Source organism: Streptomyces doebereineriae (assembly GCF_031845645.1).
In the GTDB taxonomy this organism is placed as follows: Bacteria; Actinomycetota; Actinomycetes; order Streptomycetales; family Streptomycetaceae; genus Streptomyces; species Streptomyces canus.
The window spans coordinates 271,969-287,964 of the sequence record NZ_JAVREZ010000012.1 but is presented as its reverse complement, the minus strand read 5'-3'; the positions used below and the strand labels follow the sequence as shown (position 1 = coordinate 287,964).

Below are 15,996 nucleotides of genomic sequence, written 5' to 3'. Positions count from 1 at the left end.
TCGGAGAAAGCAGGACACCCTCCCCCTCCGGCCGTGCTCCAACGTCCTTCTACGGGCGGTAAAAGGCGCCCGCCGTTGAGCGTCTTCCATCCTCAGTCTGAGCCGGCCAGATGGAGGGTGAGGACTGCTTGGACGAGGCTGGTGATCTCGGTCGTCGGGCAGCGGAGCTTACGGAGGAGCCGCCAGGACTTGAGGGTGGCGATGGCTTGTTCGACCAGTGCCCGGACCTTCGCTTGGGACCGGCTGACGGCCTGCTGGCCGGTGGAAAGGCTGTCCCATCGGCCGCGGCAAGGGAAACGGACCGTGCCACCTGCACCCTGGTAGCCCTTGTCCGCCCAGCAGTTGATGCCGGCCTCGGCGAGAGCGTCGATGATGCCGTGCTCGCGTGCGGCCCGGACATCATGGACGGCACCGGCAAGGGCCGGTGAAGCCCACAGGACACGACCCTTCGGGTCGGCTATGACCCGCACATTCATGCCGTGCCTCTTGTGTTTGCCCGAGTAGAAGGGACGGTCGGCGGCTATCGGGTCGATCGGCAGAAGCTTGGGCGAGCGTGGGGGCGAGGGCGGCAAGGAGCTCGACGGCTTCGGCGATGTAGCGGTAGGCGGTGGTGGTGCCGATCCCGAAGCCGGCCGCGAGCTGGGCGTAGGGCTGGCTGTTGCGGAGGTGGGCGAGGGTGAGCAGGGCCTGACGGCACACGTTCAGGCGCCGCCATCGGGTACCGAGAGCCCGCCGATGTTCCCCAGGCGGTCGGCGAGGAAGCGGAGGGCAGAGCTGGAGACGGTTCTCTTCGTCGAAAACCCATCTACCAGGGGCTTCATGCTTTCGTCGGGCTAACTGCCAAGCTACTTACCCGGTTGGAAGAGGCGCAGTGTGTAGTGCAGCTCTTTTCTGCTGCCCTGTAGTTGGAAGTCTTCAGCCGCGGACTACCATCGGACCTGGCCACGCACTCCGTCTGGCTACTGGCTGCATATTCCACATCAGCCGCGCCACGCCGCCTCAAGACCTCCACGTAACACCTCAAACGGAGGTTGGAAAAGGCTAACTGATCAACGAGCGGGCCTATGAGGATGGATCTCGACTATTAAGGGCGAGACACAGAAGCAACATTTCTCCGATTGTCGATGAACCGAAGCGGAATGGTTGTCACAGCGGACACCTGTCACACGCGAGGGGTGTACTGGTCCAGGATCGCCCGTATCCGCTCGATGTCCCCAGCCTCATGCACGCCCCGCTTGGGCAGGACTTCGACGCACATGATGTTGGGATCCCGGCTGAGCAGGACAAAGTGACCTGCCGTTTCCCGGTACCCCTGGAAAACGGACCACTTCTGGATCAGTGTGCTGTGGTCGGTACGGCATGTGATCCCGGCCGGAGACACGGTGGCGCGGTACTCGCCCTGCCATCCGACGAGGCGCTGCACATGGGCGGCTTGCAGCCGCGGGTAACCCCACACCAGCAAGACGACCAACAGGAGCACAGTCGTCGAGAACACGTCGACACTGCCGCGGACGACGGCGGAGACCAGCCAGTTTCCTACCGACAGGAGGAGCAGCGCGCCCCGCAGCAGTAGCCCGGCCCACTTGATCCGCTCGCGGACCCGCAGGCCGGCCAGGGTGTCGGCAGACTGGGGCCGGTACGCCAGTTCAACTATCGTCCGCCCGTCCACGACATTGTCAGAGGATTCCGCATTGTTGATGACTTGGTCGCTGTGGCCTTCGGCCATGATCCCTCCCCGGTACAAGACATGCGGATCATAACGAACTGAAGTTCGCACTCAACCCGGGTCGAAGACCATGTCGATCACTCGGGAAGGTACGCCCTCCGCGTTCCGCGAGGCACCCCTCCCGAGTCCGATCCACAGGTCTTGAGCATTTCTCCATCCACGCCACTTGGCGCGCGTACCGTGAGGTGACGACCCGCCACCGGGAGGACCAGCCGATGAGCGCGCAGCCCGACCACGCACCCGTCACCCCGTACGCCCCCGCCCCGGGAGCTCCGGCCGAACTCCTCGCCCGGCTGCGCGCCGACCGGCGTGCCGCGCAGTGGGTGCCGGCCTTCGAGCAGGAGTGGGCGGCGGCGCTGGAGGAGTCGCGCCGGACGTGCTCCCTCGCCGGGCTGTACGAGGTTGTCCGGGACTGGCAGGGTCGCCTCGCCCATGCTCCGGAGGTCGATGCGTTCGTCGCCTCCGGCTACGACGACAGCGAGTTCACCGACATGGCTGAGCTGCGGGGAAGGCGTCGGTGACCGGACAGCCGTACGCGGTCCGCTTCTTCCCGTCGGCCGCGAAGGTCCTCGACACCCTGCCCGAGAATGTCGAAGACACCGTGTAGGACTTCCTGGACGCCGCCGCGGCCGACCCTTGGGGCTTTGGCCAGTGGAACACCGAGGACCTCGAGGACGAGGACGTGCGCTACGCGTCCGTCGGCCAGCTGTCCCTCGCCTACTGGGTGAACAGGTCCCTGCGCCGGCTGACCGTCCTGCACATCGTCCGGCTCGGATAGCCACCTGGCGGCAACGTCCTGGTCGACGACCAGCTGCTGCATCTGCGCCAAGCGCTTCTCATGCCCAGCCGCGGCGGCATCGGCCCGCTGCTGCCACCGGCTGAGCCACGCCCCGAACCACACGCCCAAACAACGTTTCTACGACGCCGATGGCGCCAACGGCGATCTCCAGCACGGACACCCCTTGCCGGCCGGTGCGACACCGGAGAACTTCTCTGTCCGCAGGCAGTCAGCCGAACAGCTCCATGGGACGCCCTTGTTCCGGAAAGCCGTGAACGAGATCCCTTCCGCTACGGGCCGGGGGGCAGAAGTTCGCGGGTCAGAGTGAAGGCAGCCGTAGCGGTGGAGAGGAGGGCGTTGATCCTTCCGAGAATGCGGGCCGTTCTGTCGGCGTCCTGCGCGTCGACGGCTGAAGCCAGGTCGTCGGCGTACTCCTGGGCCCGGGCCGCCTCATTGGGCGTCGCGGTATCCGCGTCTGTACGCAAGGCGTCGACCAGTCGCTGGTGGGGGATGTCAGAGGCATTCGCCCGGTTGCCGTAGCCGCCATGGGCCACCGCATGAGGACTGTTGACATTCGCCACGACGAACCCGCCCGATGTGGAAGAGATGTGCACCCCTTCGCCTCCCGTCCAGATGAACTTCTTCTCGTACTCGGCCCAGCCCTTGCGCGTCACGCTGTACCCGCCGAACCGCCAACCCTTGATCTTGATCAGTTTGTGCTTGAGCGGCTCGGCCAGGATGCGCATGACGTCCGCCCGGTTCCACCCTCGCTCGGCAAAATAGTCCGTCATCACCACGTGCAGGCCCGGGTTCGCGGCCCGCCGGCAGATTTCACGAAATGCCTGCCCCTGATACATCTCCAGCTGGCTCGGGGCGAGCGACAGCTTTGGCAACCTCCACCGATGCACGGCGCTGCGGGTCCGGACGAACAATGCGTAAACCGACCAGCAGAGCAAGGCGATCACCACAACTTGTACGGGTGTCAACTCCACACCCATCACCCTCCCCCGTGAGCGTCAAGTCAAATGATTGTAAGACGAGTTGACGCGCTGTGAAATCGCTCCAGCAACATGAAGAGGCTGGTTTTCACGGCCTGCTCGCCAGGTGCTGGGAGTAGGGCTCCGCTCGCGGATCCTGAGGTCAGACCTGCCAGTCGAGTTGCTGTTCAGCTTGTTCTTTATGGTCTGAGTCGGTCTCGTTCGATGATGCTCTCGGATCGTTTCACGGTCTAGTACTCCAGCCGCAGTTCGTGATCTTCATGCCTGAGCGGCTTGTCGCCGGTAGTGGCTGGCCTGGGAACGGGCCTGGTGGCGGCGTCGCCAGTGGGACCAGCCGAGCCTGTGGGCCGTGTCGTGGCCGGGGCGGATGACGAGAGTGATGAACAGGCGCTGGATTTCGTTGCAGGTGAGCGGTATGAGGGCGTCTGGTGCGGGGTGGCGGGTGTGTTCGTCGGCGTGGAGGGCGGCGAGGAATGCGTGGGCGAGCATGGCCAGGGTGGCCCAGCGGGACCAGGATGCGTAGCGGCGGACCTGGTGCTCGTCCAGTCCGGCCAGGCCCTTTCCGGACTGGAACGTCTCTTCCACTCTCCACCTTGATCCAGCGACCCGCACCAGGGTGGGTCAGCGGCACCGGTGCGGGTGAGTAGCAGCGGTAGTAGGCGAGTTCGCCGGTGCTGCGGTTGCGGCGGACCAGCAGCTGGCGGCTGCCGGGGGCGGGGTCGGCCAGGTCGATTGCAGCCCAGTCGTAGAAGCGGTGCCCTTTCGCCCCCGCTCCGGCGGACAGCTTTTGCCAGGTCCGCTTCGGAAGCTTTCTGACCAGGTCGTCTGCGCGGAACTTCCCGGCTTTGGTGGTGACTTCGGCCGAGCAGGCCACGGCGAGCACGTAGCCGGTGGCGCGTTCCTCCAGCGCGGCCCGCAGTTTCGCGTTGCCGCCGTAGACCTCGTCGCCCGTGACCCACGATGCGTGGTCGGCGTCCAGGAACCGAGTGATCATGCGGGTGGCCAGTTCCGGCTTGGTCGCGAAGGCGGTGTCCTGATCGAGTCCGGCATCCCGGCAGCGGTCGGTGTCGGAGGTCCAGGAGCGCGGGACGTATAGTTCCCGGTCCAACTGCCGCGTGCTCGCACCGGCTGGCGTGGACCAGATAGACGGCGACCTGGGCGTTTTCGATCCTGCCCGCGGTGCCGGTGTACTGGCGCTGGACGCCTACGGTGCCGGTGCCCTTCTTCACGTCCCCGGTCTCGTCGACCACCAGTCCTGCCTGGTCGTCGTGCAGGTGTTCCACCACGTAGTCGCGCAGGTCGTCGCGTACCTGGTCGGCGTCCCACTTGGCCCGGCCGAGCAGGTGCTGCATGCCGTCCGGGGTTCTCTCCCCGGCCCACTCGGCGATGGTCCAGCAGTTCTTGCGCGGCAGGTCCGACAGCAACCCGAGCATCAACTGCCGTGCCCAGCGCCGGGGTTCGACCCGTACCGCGATCCGGCTCATCAGGCCCTCGAACGCCTCCTGCCAGCGGGCAGGGTCTACGCTGTGACCTGCGGCCACTGCATGATCTTCAGTCTTGACACACCGATGATCAACGGTGGCCGCACCGGTCTCCACAGCGCGTCAGGGTCGTGTGGCGACCGTCTGCCGTCCCTTGTCAGGAGGACTTGTGCAACGTGGCGAAGTCTGGTGGGCCGAGTTCGACGAGCGGCGGCTGGTCGTACTGCTGTCGGGAGACGACGCGTCCGGGATCCGGGTGATGCAGGTCGTCGCTCCGGCGGGCGTCGACATCAGCGGCCTGGGCGTCGAAGTGGCAGTAGGCGCCGTGGAAGGACTGCCCTTTGAAGGCGTGCTGCGGTTCGCGATCCCGCGTCCAGGGTTTACCCCTTGCACGTGGCTGACCACCGTGTCCCGGGACGACCTGATCGAGCGGGCGGGGGCCCTGTCCTCCGCGAAGCTCAGCGAGATTGAGGATGCCCTCCGTCTCGGCGAACAGGCGAAGGAACGGACCCCGGCGACAACCGCGAAGCTCAGCGAGATAAGGGACGCCCTCCGTCTCGGTGAACTCGGGTAGGCGGAGAAGGAGGGTCGGTCTCGTCCAGATGATCGACACTGGCCACCTATCTCCTCGGCGCCCCTCATCAACGAGATCACGATCTACGGCTGGAGTACTAGCCCACGTCGTAGCGGGTGGCGGGCCGCTGGTTCTTCGAGCCAAGTGGCCTCCCAGGTCCGGGCGTTGAGGGTTTCGGTGCACGGGCCGGACAGTGCAGGCGCGGGCGGAGGTTAACCCCCGGCGGACTCGGGCCGGGGCGAGCCGGCCAAGCTCGGCGGGCTTCTCCCACGGCCGCCGCAAGTCGACGGCGGCCTCGCGCAGAAGGCGGATCTGGGTGTGGGCGGCGATGATCAGCGAGGTCCAGCGCTCGCCGGCCTCGGGGGTTAGCAGCTTCGGGCGGGTCCACCCGAGGGTCTGTTTCATCAGCCTGAATAGGTGCTCGATGTCGAACCTCCTCAGGAACGCCTGCCAGCGCACGTCGACGTCCTCGCTGTTCAGGCCGGTGGCGGACGACGAGAGCCAGAGCGGGAGCGGGTCGCCTCCACCAGGCAGGCGGTCGACCTGGAGCCGGATCAGCGTGCCTTCGATGATGGGGAGTTCGCCGGTGTGGTCGATCCAAGCGGAGCGGCTGGTCAGACGGGGGTGGATGCGGTCCCAGGCCATCGCGCGGGCGGTGCCGTAGTGACGCGGTCGGAGCGCATCCGCCCCAGCACCTCGACCGGGAGGCCGTCGAGGAGATAAGCCATGCGAGGGGCGTCGTAGCCGGTGTCGAAGACGATGAGGATGTCGCGGTCGCCGAATTGCCAGCGGCCCATCTCGATCAGGTCCGTGACCACACAGCGGAGTTGGGTGGCGGTGACCTCGGCGACGTCGTCCTCGGGCCCGAGACGGACAGCGTCCAGCAGCTGGCACCAGGAAGTGCGGCCCGATTCGAGGGTGGCGACGAAGGAGCACGGCCAGCCGGGATGAACTGGTCCGAGGACCGTCCGCTGTGCCCGTAGACGTGGCAGAACAGGCGGTCCGCGCTGGTCGGCGCGTCAGGGTGAAGCCAGTTGCTGACGTCGACCGCCAGGACCAGGCGCCCGTCGGCGGCCCGCGGCATCGGCAGACCGGCCAGCACCTGCCGCAGCCGGGGCACGTCCACATTTCCGTGGTTCAACGCCTCGTACATCGCGCCGTGCCCACGCCGGTGCTCGGCCACCAGCGTCAGGTCCATCAGCGAGGTCACCGGCCCATCCGCACACAGCAGCGCGTTGGCCGGCTCGAACAGCTCGTCCCCGCGAGCGGTCAGGCAGTCGAAGAAGCCGTCCCGGAAGCGTGACGCTTCGGCGAACGCTTCCCCCGGGACATTGAGGTGCGGCAGGCTCATCCCCACGGCCCTCGCTCTGGTTCGGTGCATTCCTTGGCCGGAGCACAGAATCGGACGGAGACCGCCCACACGTCTGATGAACTTGCGCGTGGGGGAGCCAGTTCGACGGACAATTCGACACTGCGGAGCTCGGGAGCTCAGGCGACCCGCTTGAAGTCGTGGCTGAAGGAGAGGTAGTGAACGGGACGTGGTGGCTCACGCAGGGCGACACTCGGATCGGCGAGCTACGGCAGTACGCAATTGATCAGCCAACGTTCCTCTGCCACTTCATCCCGGGGCCCGGATGGGACGGGATCCGTGCGCTGTTCGAGAGCTGGGCGGCCCTGCACGGCCCGGACCCCGACGGCTCTCGCACAGCGCAGGCCATCAAGCCCATCATGGACCTCGGACTAACGCTGGTTGCCGAAGACGAAGGTCGGCCCATGGCGCTCTTCAAAGAGTGCATCGTCCGTATCGACGGCGACACCGCCCGCGTGCGCTGCTGACCTCAACCAAGCCGCCGACCATAAAGCACAAGTTCAGTGCCTGTGTCTGATCCAGTCATGCCAAGACTGGCGTCCTCGTTCCCGTGGACATCCCGCAGCCACAACTCACCGTTCCGCTCCGGTTCCTTCAACGGGCTGAGCCGCCCCTCGAGGGCCGCCCCCACGACCGAGGCCGCCGCCGCCCACTGCTCGGGGCCATCTCGGACAGGCCCGTCAGGAACCGGTCTGCAGGGATGCTCCGTCACCGTCCAGGGCGGTCACGACCGCGTGCTTCATGTTGATCGGCATAATTCGGAACTCTCCGCTCCAGTACCGTGGGCCGCGGCGGAGGGTGCACGCCTGGTGACGATATGCTTGCACGCTGGCCCGGAATCCAGGCGTGCTGTCGTCGAGGGGTGCCGGAGGTTGGGGAGAAACCAGCTGGGTCGAGTGCGGTACCAGGGGAGGCGATGGGATGCGGCAGGCAGGAGTGCTCGATGTCGGATGCCACAGTGCTCTGCTGACGGTGGTGCAGCGGCGTCCGGGCGCGGTGCTGGAGCCGGTGTTCTCCCGCAAGGTGCGGCTGAGCCTGCACGAGACCCTCGACCGCAAGGGCCGTCTGGACAAGGCCGGCATGAAGAGTGTCGAGCGGGCGGTGGCCGAGGCCGTCGCAGCCGACCCGCGTCCGCGCGGACCGGAGGTGTTCGCGTTCGCGACCTCCGTCATCCGGGACGCTCCCAACCGCGACGAGGTCATCGCGCGAGTGGCCCGCGCCACCGGCACACGCCTGCGCGTGCTGCCCGGCGAAGAGGAGGCGCGGCTGGCCTATGTGGCCGCCCGCCAGTGGGCAGGCCCGACGGCCGGGCAGCTGTTGGTCCTGGACATCGGCGGCGGCACCGTGGAGATCGCCTCCGGCACCAGGGACCAGCCCCGCGTCGTCCACTCGCTGCCGCTGGGCGCCCGCAGGATCACCCGGGACTGGCTTCCCGGCGGCACAGTGCCGTCCCGACGATCCCTGGCAGAGATCCTTCAGCACCTCCGCCGGTCCCTGGAAGCCGTCCCCGGCCTGCCGCAAGCGGAGCCGGGAGTGCGGGTGCTGGCCTGCTCCAAGACCTTCGAGCAGCTTGCCCGGCTCGCCGCCGCCCAGAGCAGGACACCCCGGACACGACGGCGGCTAACCCTGCCCCGACTGCACACGGCAGTCTCCTTGCTGGCCGACGCAGCACCGTCCCGCCGGGCCAAGCTACCTGGTATTTCCCGGCATCGTGCCGAGCAGTCCCTGGCCGGAGCCCTGATCGCCCAGGCGCTCATGGAAGCCTGCGGAGCCACGAGCGTAGAGATCTGCCCCTGGTCCACCAGGGAAGGGCTTCTGCTCGAACACCTCGGCGTGGCACCCACCCCGGTCGGCCGCCCCCGCCGTGTCGGCTGAGCCCGGCGACCCGGTCTCCCGAAGAGGGCGTGCAGCTGACGATAGACACGCAGACCGATACCTACGAGCAGGCGATCGCGGCCGTGCAGGCCGCCTACGGCCTCAACCCCGCTGCCGTGGCGAGCAGTTGGCCCGACGCTCCCGCGGCGGTGCCCCGGCCGGGCCCGGAGGGCCTGAGCGGGGAGGACCTGGGGCAGGGCTGGACGGAGCGGATGCTGTTCGACACCGTCGCCGCCGTGGTGCCCGGCGCCCGGGCCGTGCTGCGCCGTCTGGTCGAAGTGGGCGGCACCGCCTCCTACGAAGAAGTCCAGGACCACTTCGCCGTGCACCCCCAGACGCCGATCGACCCGAAGCGGATCGGCGGCACGCTCACCAGCATCCGCGCGGTACGGCGCCGGGTCGGCCCCGACAACCGGTCCAACCTCCTGGAGCGGGACGACCGCAGGCGCATCGACTGGATCGAGCCCGCCCTCCTGGAGGGCCTCAAGCATGCCTTCGACCTTGCTGAGCCCGCCCCGACCTGCTGCGCCAGGAGCCGGCCGACTCGTGAACAAGGGCGGCGGGCCTGGACCGGGCCCGCGACTTGGGTCACCAGCGCGGGGCATTTGCGTCGCTGCCCGAGAGCCTCCGGACACCACTTGCTGCAGCCTGGCGCTGATCTTGATCAGCGTGGATGATCAGCGGGCGAGTTCGCGACGTGCGGGCGAGCTCAGGCGATAGGGGAGGGGCCCATGGAATGGGTCGTGGCAAGTGGCATGGTTCTGGGCCTGCTGGCGGTCACCCTGGGCATGGCGGCGATACGCACCGGCTGGACACTGCCCTGGGTACGACGCCGTGTCACCCGCCCTCGCATCTACGGACTCGCAGGTCTGCTGGTGGGCGCACTCTGCGTGATCCAGGGGTTGTTCTACTTCCACGTCGTGCCAAGTCCGTCCTGGGAGTTCCGCTTCTTCGGCACCGGCGCCGTCATGTTCTCCGGTCCCATCCTCATGGGAGTCAGCCAGATGCGCCGTCGCGCCGTAGAAGCGTCTGAGCAGACCGGACAGGCTGACGCTCCGCGTCCGAGCTGACACCTCGTCAAGTCGAACACGAGTAACTCCACCGACCGATCCGCGCGCCGGCGCAGGATGAAGGCAGCCACCCGGAACGCAACGTCAGCTCCCACATTCCCGCTGCGTAGGGGTCACACCGCCTGGATCACGAGGGATCCCCGAAGATCGAAGAGACAGGCCCTGGCTAGTGCTCTGAGCGGGAAGGTTCGCCGGGTTGGCGATGGGAACGGTTGGATGAGCGGTGACGTCCGTTTCGACGGCTGGAGGTGTGGTGGCTGAGCCTGTGCGGGTGAGCAGACTGACCGACCAGGAGGGGCAGAAGCTGCAGGAGAGCGTGCGCCGGGGATTCACGTCGCTGTGGCCGAGGCCGTCCGGAGCGACCTCGCAGCCGGCCTGCGCATCGTCCGGTCGCTCTGCCGCGACCACCGCACCGGCATCCAGCCAAAGGCGGTCTCGGACCGGGCGGTGTGGTGGTGCACGCCCAGGGCCCCTGCGAACGAACCGGTGTGCTCACGGCCGCCCGGCGGATCCGTACGGGCCTCAGGACATGCTGCCCCGGCACACTGTCCCCACGGCCGGAGTGCGGCCCGTGCGGAGGTATTTGTCGACCGCCTCCGCGACGCAGCGGTTCTGCGGGTATGTGCCGTGGCCCTCCTCCTCGGCCGTCAGGAGCACGCCGACACCGTCGCCCAGGGCGTGGGCCATGTGGCGGGCGCCGGGATATGGGGTAGTCGGGTCGCCGGTGCCGCCGACCACAAGGACAGGAGCCGCGCCGTCGGCGTTCACCTGGGGCGTGGCGCGTTCGCCGTCGAACGGCCAGTCGTAACAGAGGTAGACGCCAGTGGACCAGGCCGCGCCGAAGACGGGTGAGGCGGCCTTGATGCGGGCCTGGTCCCTGTCGAGGCGTTCGAAGCCAGGACGCAGGCTGGAGTCCGCGCAGGTGATCGCGATCAGGGCGGCGCGGCTGATGTCGCGCGGGGTCGCTGCGCGGTCGGCGGAGCCGATGTCGTCCGCGCCCTTGCTCAGCGGACCGCCGTCGTTGTGGTCGATCAGCGCGGTGAGCGCATTGGCGAGCGGCGACCAGCCGTCTGTGCCGAGGTCGAGATAGTCACTGACGGTGTGCGCGAGGTCGTCGGCGTCGAGGCTCCTTCCGCCACCGGCCGGGGCGGGCGTCTTCTCCAGGCGGTCGGCCAGGCGCGCCATGCGCCGCGCGGCCTCCACGGGCCCATCGCCCGTCGGGCAGTGGCGGATACGGGCCGCGCAGTGCGCAGCGAACCGGTCGAACGCCGCCTGGACCGCCTTGACCTGCGACACCTGCTCCTCGTTGAGGTCCTCGGTCGGATCGACGGACGCTTCGAGGACGAGCCGTCCGACGTGCGACGGGTACAGGTGAGCGTAGACCGCGCCGAGCGCCGTTCCGTACGAGACGCCGAAGTAGTGCAGCCGCTCGTCGCCGAGGAGGTAGCGCATCAGGTCGAGATCGCGCGCGGTGTGCGAGGTGCCGATGTACGGGAGAAGCGCCCCGGAGTGCTCGGCGCAGGCATCGGCCCCGTCGTAGCCGGTGTCGGCCGCGTTCTTGCCGCAGCGCACGGGGATCGTCGCGCCAACGCCGCGCGGGTCGAAGGAGACCAGGTCGTAGCGGTCGAGGAGCGGCTTGTACTGGTTGACGTGTTCGGGCAATCCGCTCACGCCGGATACGCCGGGGCCGCCGAAGTTGAGGACGAGCGAGCCGATGCGCCGGGCGTTCGGGCCGGTGGCCTTACGGCGGATCAGGGCGACGTCAATCGTCCTGCCATCTGGTTTCCGGTAGTCGAGGGGGGCCTTCATGGCGGCGCAGTCGTAGCCCGTGCGCGCGGTGGGCGGCGAGGTGCAGCGGGACCAGCGGAGGTGCTGGCCGGTGGTGAGCGCGGTGGGCAGACCGGGGGGTGGGTTGTTCGCGGTGAACTCCGTACGCGGCTCCGCACTCCGGTCGGGAGCGTCGTGCTGGAGCCAGGCGCCGACTGCCCCGATCGCGGCGAGGACGACCCCGGCGAGAATCCGCGCACCGACCGAAAGGCCCGTTCTGCGGCTTCGTATCGGATGTGCGTCACTCATCGAAATCCCCGCGCTCCCGCCCCTGGACGCCCGCCCCGTGCCCGCTTGCCCGTGTCCGTGATCGTCCGATCGTCGAACGAATGCAGAGTACAAGCCGTCTCCGACAGCAGCTCAGCTCCTGGCGTCACGGTCCCCAACTCGGTGAACGTATGCGGTCACAGCACTAGCTGCGGACCGAGTACGGCCCCAAGTAGCCGCGTTCGCGAAGCTGTGGGCCCACGCCGACGAAGGGGTGGGCCCACAGCGCAGCCGGGCGACCGGCCCACGCCGTCGGAGGTTACCTCGGCTACAACGACGCAGACATCATCACTTACGGCTAGAGGGGACCGCGGAGCATAAGACGGAACCAACAGCTCTGGGTGAACGAATCATGCGGTTCGTCACTCAGGGCATTTAGACGTCGTCTCAGTTGGAGGTATGCCGAGAGCGGATGACGCCGACGACGTCCCGGTAGCACGGCTGTGAGCGTTGGTCGTACCGAGTCAGGTGCTTAGCCGGGCGAGTTCGTCTGCGCGACGGTGGTCCTTCGGGCGGCCGAGGGCCCGCCGCATGCGGATCAGGTCGTCGAGTGCGGCGTAGCGGATGGTGAACCCTGCGGGGTCACGGGTGGTCTCCGCCGAGGTCAGGCAGGGGGTGACATCCATGGCACCCCAGCGCAGCTCGGGAGTGCACAGGTCTCCGCTGGCACAGGTGACCCGGTACCCCACCTGTGAGCGGTCGAGATCAGGCAGTTCGGTGCAGCCGCACCGGGCAAGGGCGTCGCGCAAGGCGTGCGCCTCGTCAGGGGTGCCGTCCCAGAGCAGGTCGAGGTCCCCGGTCAGTTCGGTGGAGCCATGCATGATGCCGGCGACCTGACCGATGACTACCGCGCGCGAACCGGCGGCATGGATCGCTTGGAGGAAGGGGAAGGGATCGAAGCCGAGTGCCCCGTCGGTGGCGAAGGTGCCCAGCAGATCGTCTGCCTCCTCTGGGCGGCGCCCGATGGGGATACGATCACGCGTTGCATCTTCCGTCCGGGCGATGGCCTGCCGCAGGCGCAGGGCAGCTGTCTGGCTCATGGGCCCATCCAACACGGCCGGACCCTGCTGGTGATCAGAAGTGGTCCGGTCTGGTCACTGCGGTCAACTGGGTGGCCATTTTCAGTACCACGAGGCTCGCCTACCGGGTCGTCTCAATGATGGTGCGGCGATAGCAGATGAGGGTGCTGGCGATACCGACGAACGCGAGGAAGTGTTCAGCCTTGCGCTCGTAGCGGCGAAGCAGGCGGCGGCAGCCGTTCAGCCAGGACATCGTCCGCTCGACCACCCAGCGGTGCCGTCCCAAGCCGCCGGACGATTCGATGCCGCGGCGGGCAATGCGCGGCACGATCTGCCGACGGCGCAAACATCCTCGCAGGTGGTCAAAGTCGTAACCCTTGTCTGCGTGGAGCTTGCCCGGACGGCGACGCCGGGGCCCGTAGCGGGAACGGATCGGTGGGATCCCGCGCATCAAAGGGACAAGAGCTTGGCTATCGAGAAGGTTGGCGCCGGAGACGCCCACCGAAACGCAGGTGGTCGGCGTTCTTCCCGGCCTTCCGGATGGTCAGCGGGCGACGGTGACGTCGACGTCGCCGGTATGAATGCCGGTGATGACGCCGCCGGCGCCCCGGACCAGTGCGCTGTGCCCGCGCTCGAGGTCGGGGCCGGTCGGCCCGTCCTCGTCGCTGATGCCGAACTGGTGGTACTGCACCGGGACGCTGGCGTTGCCGCGTGCGGCCTCGTCGCTCGTCTCAGCCCTCTGGCGTGCTGCCTACATGAGTGCAGGGGTTGCTCGGCGCTTGATGGTGGGTGGCGTCGTATGTGTCCAGCGCGCATGGGCGGACCCCGGGTGTTTGCGTCCGTTTCATGCGGTGTGGAGCAGCCAGCGCTGCAGGGTGGTGTTGATGCTGGAGGGCAGGGTGCTGAGCTGGTCGATGGCATCGCGGTCCTCAGGTCGGGGCGGGATACCGGCGGCGGTCAGCGCGGCGTGCAGGGCCAGACGGTGCTGATCGCGGGGGTCGATGAGGACGCTGAGGCGCTCGGCGGGGTTGGGCGGCGGCAACAAGTGGTCCACGTCCTGCCAGGCCGCGGCCGAAGGCCACGCGCTGTCCGCCGAGTCGGCGGCGTAGAGGTCGACGAAGGTCTGCGGTGTGTGGTGTTCAAGGGCGATGGTCACGTCGGTCTCCTCCATCAGCAGGTGGATGTGCAAGGGGAGAGCGCCACACGGCCACCTGCGGTTGCGGCTGCCGGGCGATGTCACGCCGATGGCGTCATCAGCGGCTCATCATCTTCTCCGACCAGTACAGCGGCAAGCCGGCCACGCGTGAACAGCCGCTCGCAGGCACCGCCATAGAGACCGAGCGCTGTTACGCACGCTCGGGTGGTGGTCGCGCAGCTGCTGGCGGTGGCGCGTCCCGGCGATCGCAGGGACAGGATGGCGCGTTAGCGGCGCACGTTCGTCGGCCAGCAGCCCTCGGCGCTATATCGGGGGAGGTGGGCAGGTCGCCTACTCAGTTCTCGTGAGCGGCACGGCCCGTTACACCCTGCCCGCCCTGGCCCCGCAACCCAAACCCCGGTGGAGCTCTTTCGTTGACTTCCTCCCCCGCCTAAGGGCGGGGGATTCCAGCGGTCGCCCGCTGGGGTTCCTGTTTCACTGACGACTGCCCCGTCCGGGAGGACTCCCCTTGAGGTCTTACACCGTCTCCACAGGCAGACGCCGCCAGCCCGGCGGCCAGGATGTTGCGCGCCGCGTTCACGTCGCGGTCATGCACCGTGCCGCAGGCGCACGTCCACTCGTGGACGTTCAGCGGCAACATCCCACGGACCGACCCGCAGTTCCCGCACAGCTTGCTGCTGGGGAAGAAGCGGTCGATCACGACGAGTTCACGCCCGTACCAGGCGCACTTGTACTCCAGCATGGAGCGCAGTTGCGTCCACGACGCATCACTGATGGCGCGCGCGAGCGTGCCGTTCGTCAGCAGGTTGCGGACGCTCAGGTCCTCGATCACGACCGTTTGATTCTCACGGACGAGACGAGTCGACAGCTTGTGCAGGAAATCACGTCGCCGGTCGGCGATCCGCGCATGCACACGGGCGACCTTGCGACGGGCCTTCTCCCGGTTCGCCGAGCCCTTCGCCTTACGCGACAGCTCCCGCTGCGCGCGGGCCAGCCGCGCGCGATCCCGCCGCTCGTGCTTGGGATTGGCGACCTTTTCCCCGGTGGACAGCGTCACCAGGGAAGTGATCCCGGCATCCAGGCCGATCGCCGCTGTGGTGGCGGGGGCCGGGGCGATGCTGTCCTCGCACAGAAAGGACACGAACCAGCGACCCGCCGCGTCCCGGGACACAGTCACCGTGGTCGGCTCCGTCCCCTCGAGCAGCGGACGCGACCAGCGGATATCCAGAGGCTCCGTCATCTTCGCCAACGTCAGCTGTCCGTCGCGCCACGTGAAGGCGCTACACGTGTACTCGGCCGACGCCCGCGACTTCTTCCGAGACTTGTAGCGCGGGTACTTCGCGCGCTTGGCGAAGAAGTTCACGAACGCCGCCTGAAGATGGCGCAGCGCCTGCTGCAGCGGGACCGAGGACACCTCCGCCAGGAAGGCCAGTTCCTCGGTCTTCTTCTACTCCGTCAGCGCGGCCGAGGACTGCACATAGGAGATCCGGCGCTGCTCGCCGTACCAGGCCCGTGTGCGCTCCTCGAGCGCCTTGTTGTAGACGAGGCGGACACAGCCGAACGTGCGCGACAGCTCAGCCGCCTGCTCGCCGGTGGGGTAAAAGCGGTACCTGAACGCCCGCTTGACCTGCTGCGTCACGCCTCACAACCTATCAACCCGTGTGAGCGGCGGGTGTCGGCCGGTGGACGGCGCACGCCGGTCCGCCCTGGCGGCGAACCGGCTTCCCCTGCCCTGCTCCGCAGGAGCTTCGATTCCTCCCCGGCCTGAAGGCTGGGGTATCCACGAAGGACAGACCCGATGAAGCGGCTCCTCGTGGTGACCTGCCGTGCGCGGTCGAGTTCCCGCACGCCATGGG

The 15,996-nt window shown here is 67.9% G+C and carries 12 protein-coding genes and 5 pseudogenes; 6 read left to right on the top strand and 11 right to left on the bottom strand.

The features are described 5' to 3' along the window. Window positions 1-92 precede the first annotated feature (92 nt). Window positions 93-821: pseudogene (locus RNB18_RS31700) on the bottom strand (transposase family protein). 341 nt (window positions 822-1,162) lie between these two features. Beyond that, entirely contained in the window at window positions 1,163-1,726 is a 564-nt protein-coding gene (locus RNB18_RS31695) for a YcxB family protein (RefSeq protein ID WP_311717540.1), read from the bottom strand. 215 nt (window positions 1,727-1,941) lie between these two features. Between RNB18_RS31695 and RNB18_RS31690 the strand changes: the two genes are divergently transcribed. Beyond that, window positions 1,942-2,247 carry a DUF6247 family protein gene (locus tag RNB18_RS31690; protein WP_311717539.1) on the top strand — a complete coding sequence of 102 codons (306 nt, stop codon included), beginning with the start codon at window positions 1,942-1,944 and terminating at the stop codon, window positions 2,245-2,247. A gap of 547 nt (window positions 2,248-2,794) precedes the next feature. On the opposite strand, the gene RNB18_RS31685 is transcribed toward RNB18_RS31690, so the two are convergent. Both RNB18_RS31685 and RNB18_RS31680 read right to left on the bottom strand, forming a co-directional pair. Next, window positions 2,795-3,502, bottom strand: coding sequence for a hypothetical protein (locus RNB18_RS31685; protein ID WP_394817700.1), 708 nt, complete (start codon window positions 3,500-3,502; stop codon window positions 2,795-2,797). 258 nt (window positions 3,503-3,760) lie between these two features. Continuing rightward, a pseudogene (locus RNB18_RS31680) lies at window positions 3,761-4,986 on the bottom strand (IS701 family transposase). 166 nt (window positions 4,987-5,152) lie between these two features. Here RNB18_RS31680 and RNB18_RS31675 point away from each other — a divergent pair. Further along, window positions 5,153-5,557, top strand: coding sequence for a type II toxin-antitoxin system PemK/MazF family toxin (locus RNB18_RS31675; RefSeq protein WP_311717537.1), 405 nt, complete (start codon window positions 5,153-5,155; stop codon window positions 5,555-5,557). A 97-nt stretch (window positions 5,558-5,654) separates the two neighbouring features. Here the strand turns inward: RNB18_RS31675 and RNB18_RS31670 are convergent. Further along, window positions 5,655-6,908 (bottom strand): annotated as a pseudogene (locus RNB18_RS31670) (transposase). 176 nt (window positions 6,909-7,084) lie between these two features. On the opposite strand from RNB18_RS31670, the gene RNB18_RS31665 reads away from it, so the two are divergent. The 4 genes from RNB18_RS31665 to RNB18_RS31650 all read left to right on the top strand — a co-directional run bounded on the left by RNB18_RS31665 (window position 7,085) and on the right by RNB18_RS31650 (window position 9,871). After that, window positions 7,085-7,393 (top strand): hypothetical protein, encoded by a 309-nt coding sequence (locus tag RNB18_RS31665; RefSeq protein WP_311717536.1) that lies wholly within the window; start codon window positions 7,085-7,087, stop codon window positions 7,391-7,393. A gap of 454 nt (window positions 7,394-7,847) precedes the next feature. Beyond that, window positions 7,848-8,801, top strand: coding sequence for a Ppx/GppA phosphatase family protein (locus tag RNB18_RS31660; protein ID WP_311717535.1), 954 nt, complete (start codon window positions 7,848-7,850; stop codon window positions 8,799-8,801). Between the two features lie 29 nt (window positions 8,802-8,830). Continuing rightward, window positions 8,831-9,478 carry a hypothetical protein gene (locus RNB18_RS31655; RefSeq protein ID WP_311717534.1) on the top strand — a complete coding sequence of 216 codons (648 nt, stop codon included), beginning with the start codon at window positions 8,831-8,833 and terminating at the stop codon, window positions 9,476-9,478. 54 nt (window positions 9,479-9,532) lie between these two features. Beyond that, window positions 9,533-9,871 (top strand): hypothetical protein, encoded by a 339-nt coding sequence (locus RNB18_RS31650; protein WP_311717533.1) that lies wholly within the window; start codon window positions 9,533-9,535, stop codon window positions 9,869-9,871. Window positions 9,872-10,393: 522 nt separating this feature from the next. Here the strand turns inward: RNB18_RS31650 and RNB18_RS31645 are convergent. From RNB18_RS31645 to RNB18_RS31620, 6 genes and pseudogenes are all read right to left on the bottom strand, one after another. Further along, entirely contained in the window at window positions 10,394-11,947 is a 1,554-nt protein-coding gene (locus tag RNB18_RS31645; RefSeq protein WP_311717532.1) for an alpha/beta hydrolase, read from the bottom strand. Window positions 11,948-12,429: 482 nt separating this feature from the next. After that, the gene (locus RNB18_RS31640; RefSeq protein ID WP_311717531.1) at window positions 12,430-13,005 is read right to left on the bottom strand and encodes a hypothetical protein; all 576 of its coding nucleotides are present in this window, start codon (window positions 13,003-13,005) and stop codon (window positions 12,430-12,432) included. Window positions 13,006-13,105: 100 nt separating this feature from the next. Further along, window positions 13,106-13,492 (bottom strand): annotated as a pseudogene (locus RNB18_RS31635) (transposase); the annotation flags it as partial. A 36-nt stretch (window positions 13,493-13,528) separates the two neighbouring features. After that, window positions 13,529-13,675, bottom strand: a complete 147-nt coding sequence (locus RNB18_RS31630; protein WP_311717530.1) for a hypothetical protein — start codon at window positions 13,673-13,675, stop codon at window positions 13,529-13,531. Window positions 13,676-13,828: 153 nt separating this feature from the next. Next, window positions 13,829-14,140: a hypothetical protein gene (locus tag RNB18_RS31625; protein ID WP_311717529.1), complete on the bottom strand. Its 312-nt coding sequence runs from the start codon at window positions 14,138-14,140 to the stop codon at window positions 13,829-13,831. Between the two features lie 430 nt (window positions 14,141-14,570). Beyond that, window positions 14,571-15,779 (bottom strand): annotated as a pseudogene (locus RNB18_RS31620) (RNA-guided endonuclease InsQ/TnpB family protein). Between the last annotated feature and the right edge of the window lie 217 nt (window positions 15,780-15,996).

Bases quoted from the DNA above. Each gene is read 5' to 3' on its own strand.
- RNB18_RS31685 (WP_394817700.1), bottom strand. From the start codon at position 3,502: ATGGGTGTGGAGTTGACACCCGTACAAGTTGTGGTGATCGCCTTGCTC.
- RNB18_RS31645 (WP_311717532.1), bottom strand. From the start codon at position 11,947: ATGAGTGACGCACATCCGATACGAAGCCGCAGAACGGGCCTTTCGGTC.
- RNB18_RS31640 (WP_311717531.1), bottom strand. From the start codon at position 13,005: ATGAGCCAGACAGCTGCCCTGCGCCTGCGGCAGGCCATCGCCCGGACG.
- RNB18_RS31690 (WP_311717539.1), top strand. From the start codon at position 1,942: ATGAGCGCGCAGCCCGACCACGCACCCGTCACCCCGTACGCCCCCGCC.
- RNB18_RS31650 (WP_311717533.1), top strand. From the start codon at position 9,533: ATGGAATGGGTCGTGGCAAGTGGCATGGTTCTGGGCCTGCTGGCGGTC.
- RNB18_RS31660 (WP_311717535.1), top strand. From the start codon at position 7,848: ATGCGGCAGGCAGGAGTGCTCGATGTCGGATGCCACAGTGCTCTGCTG.
- RNB18_RS31695 (WP_311717540.1), bottom strand. From the start codon at position 1,726: ATGGCCGAAGGCCACAGCGACCAAGTCATCAACAATGCGGAATCCTCT.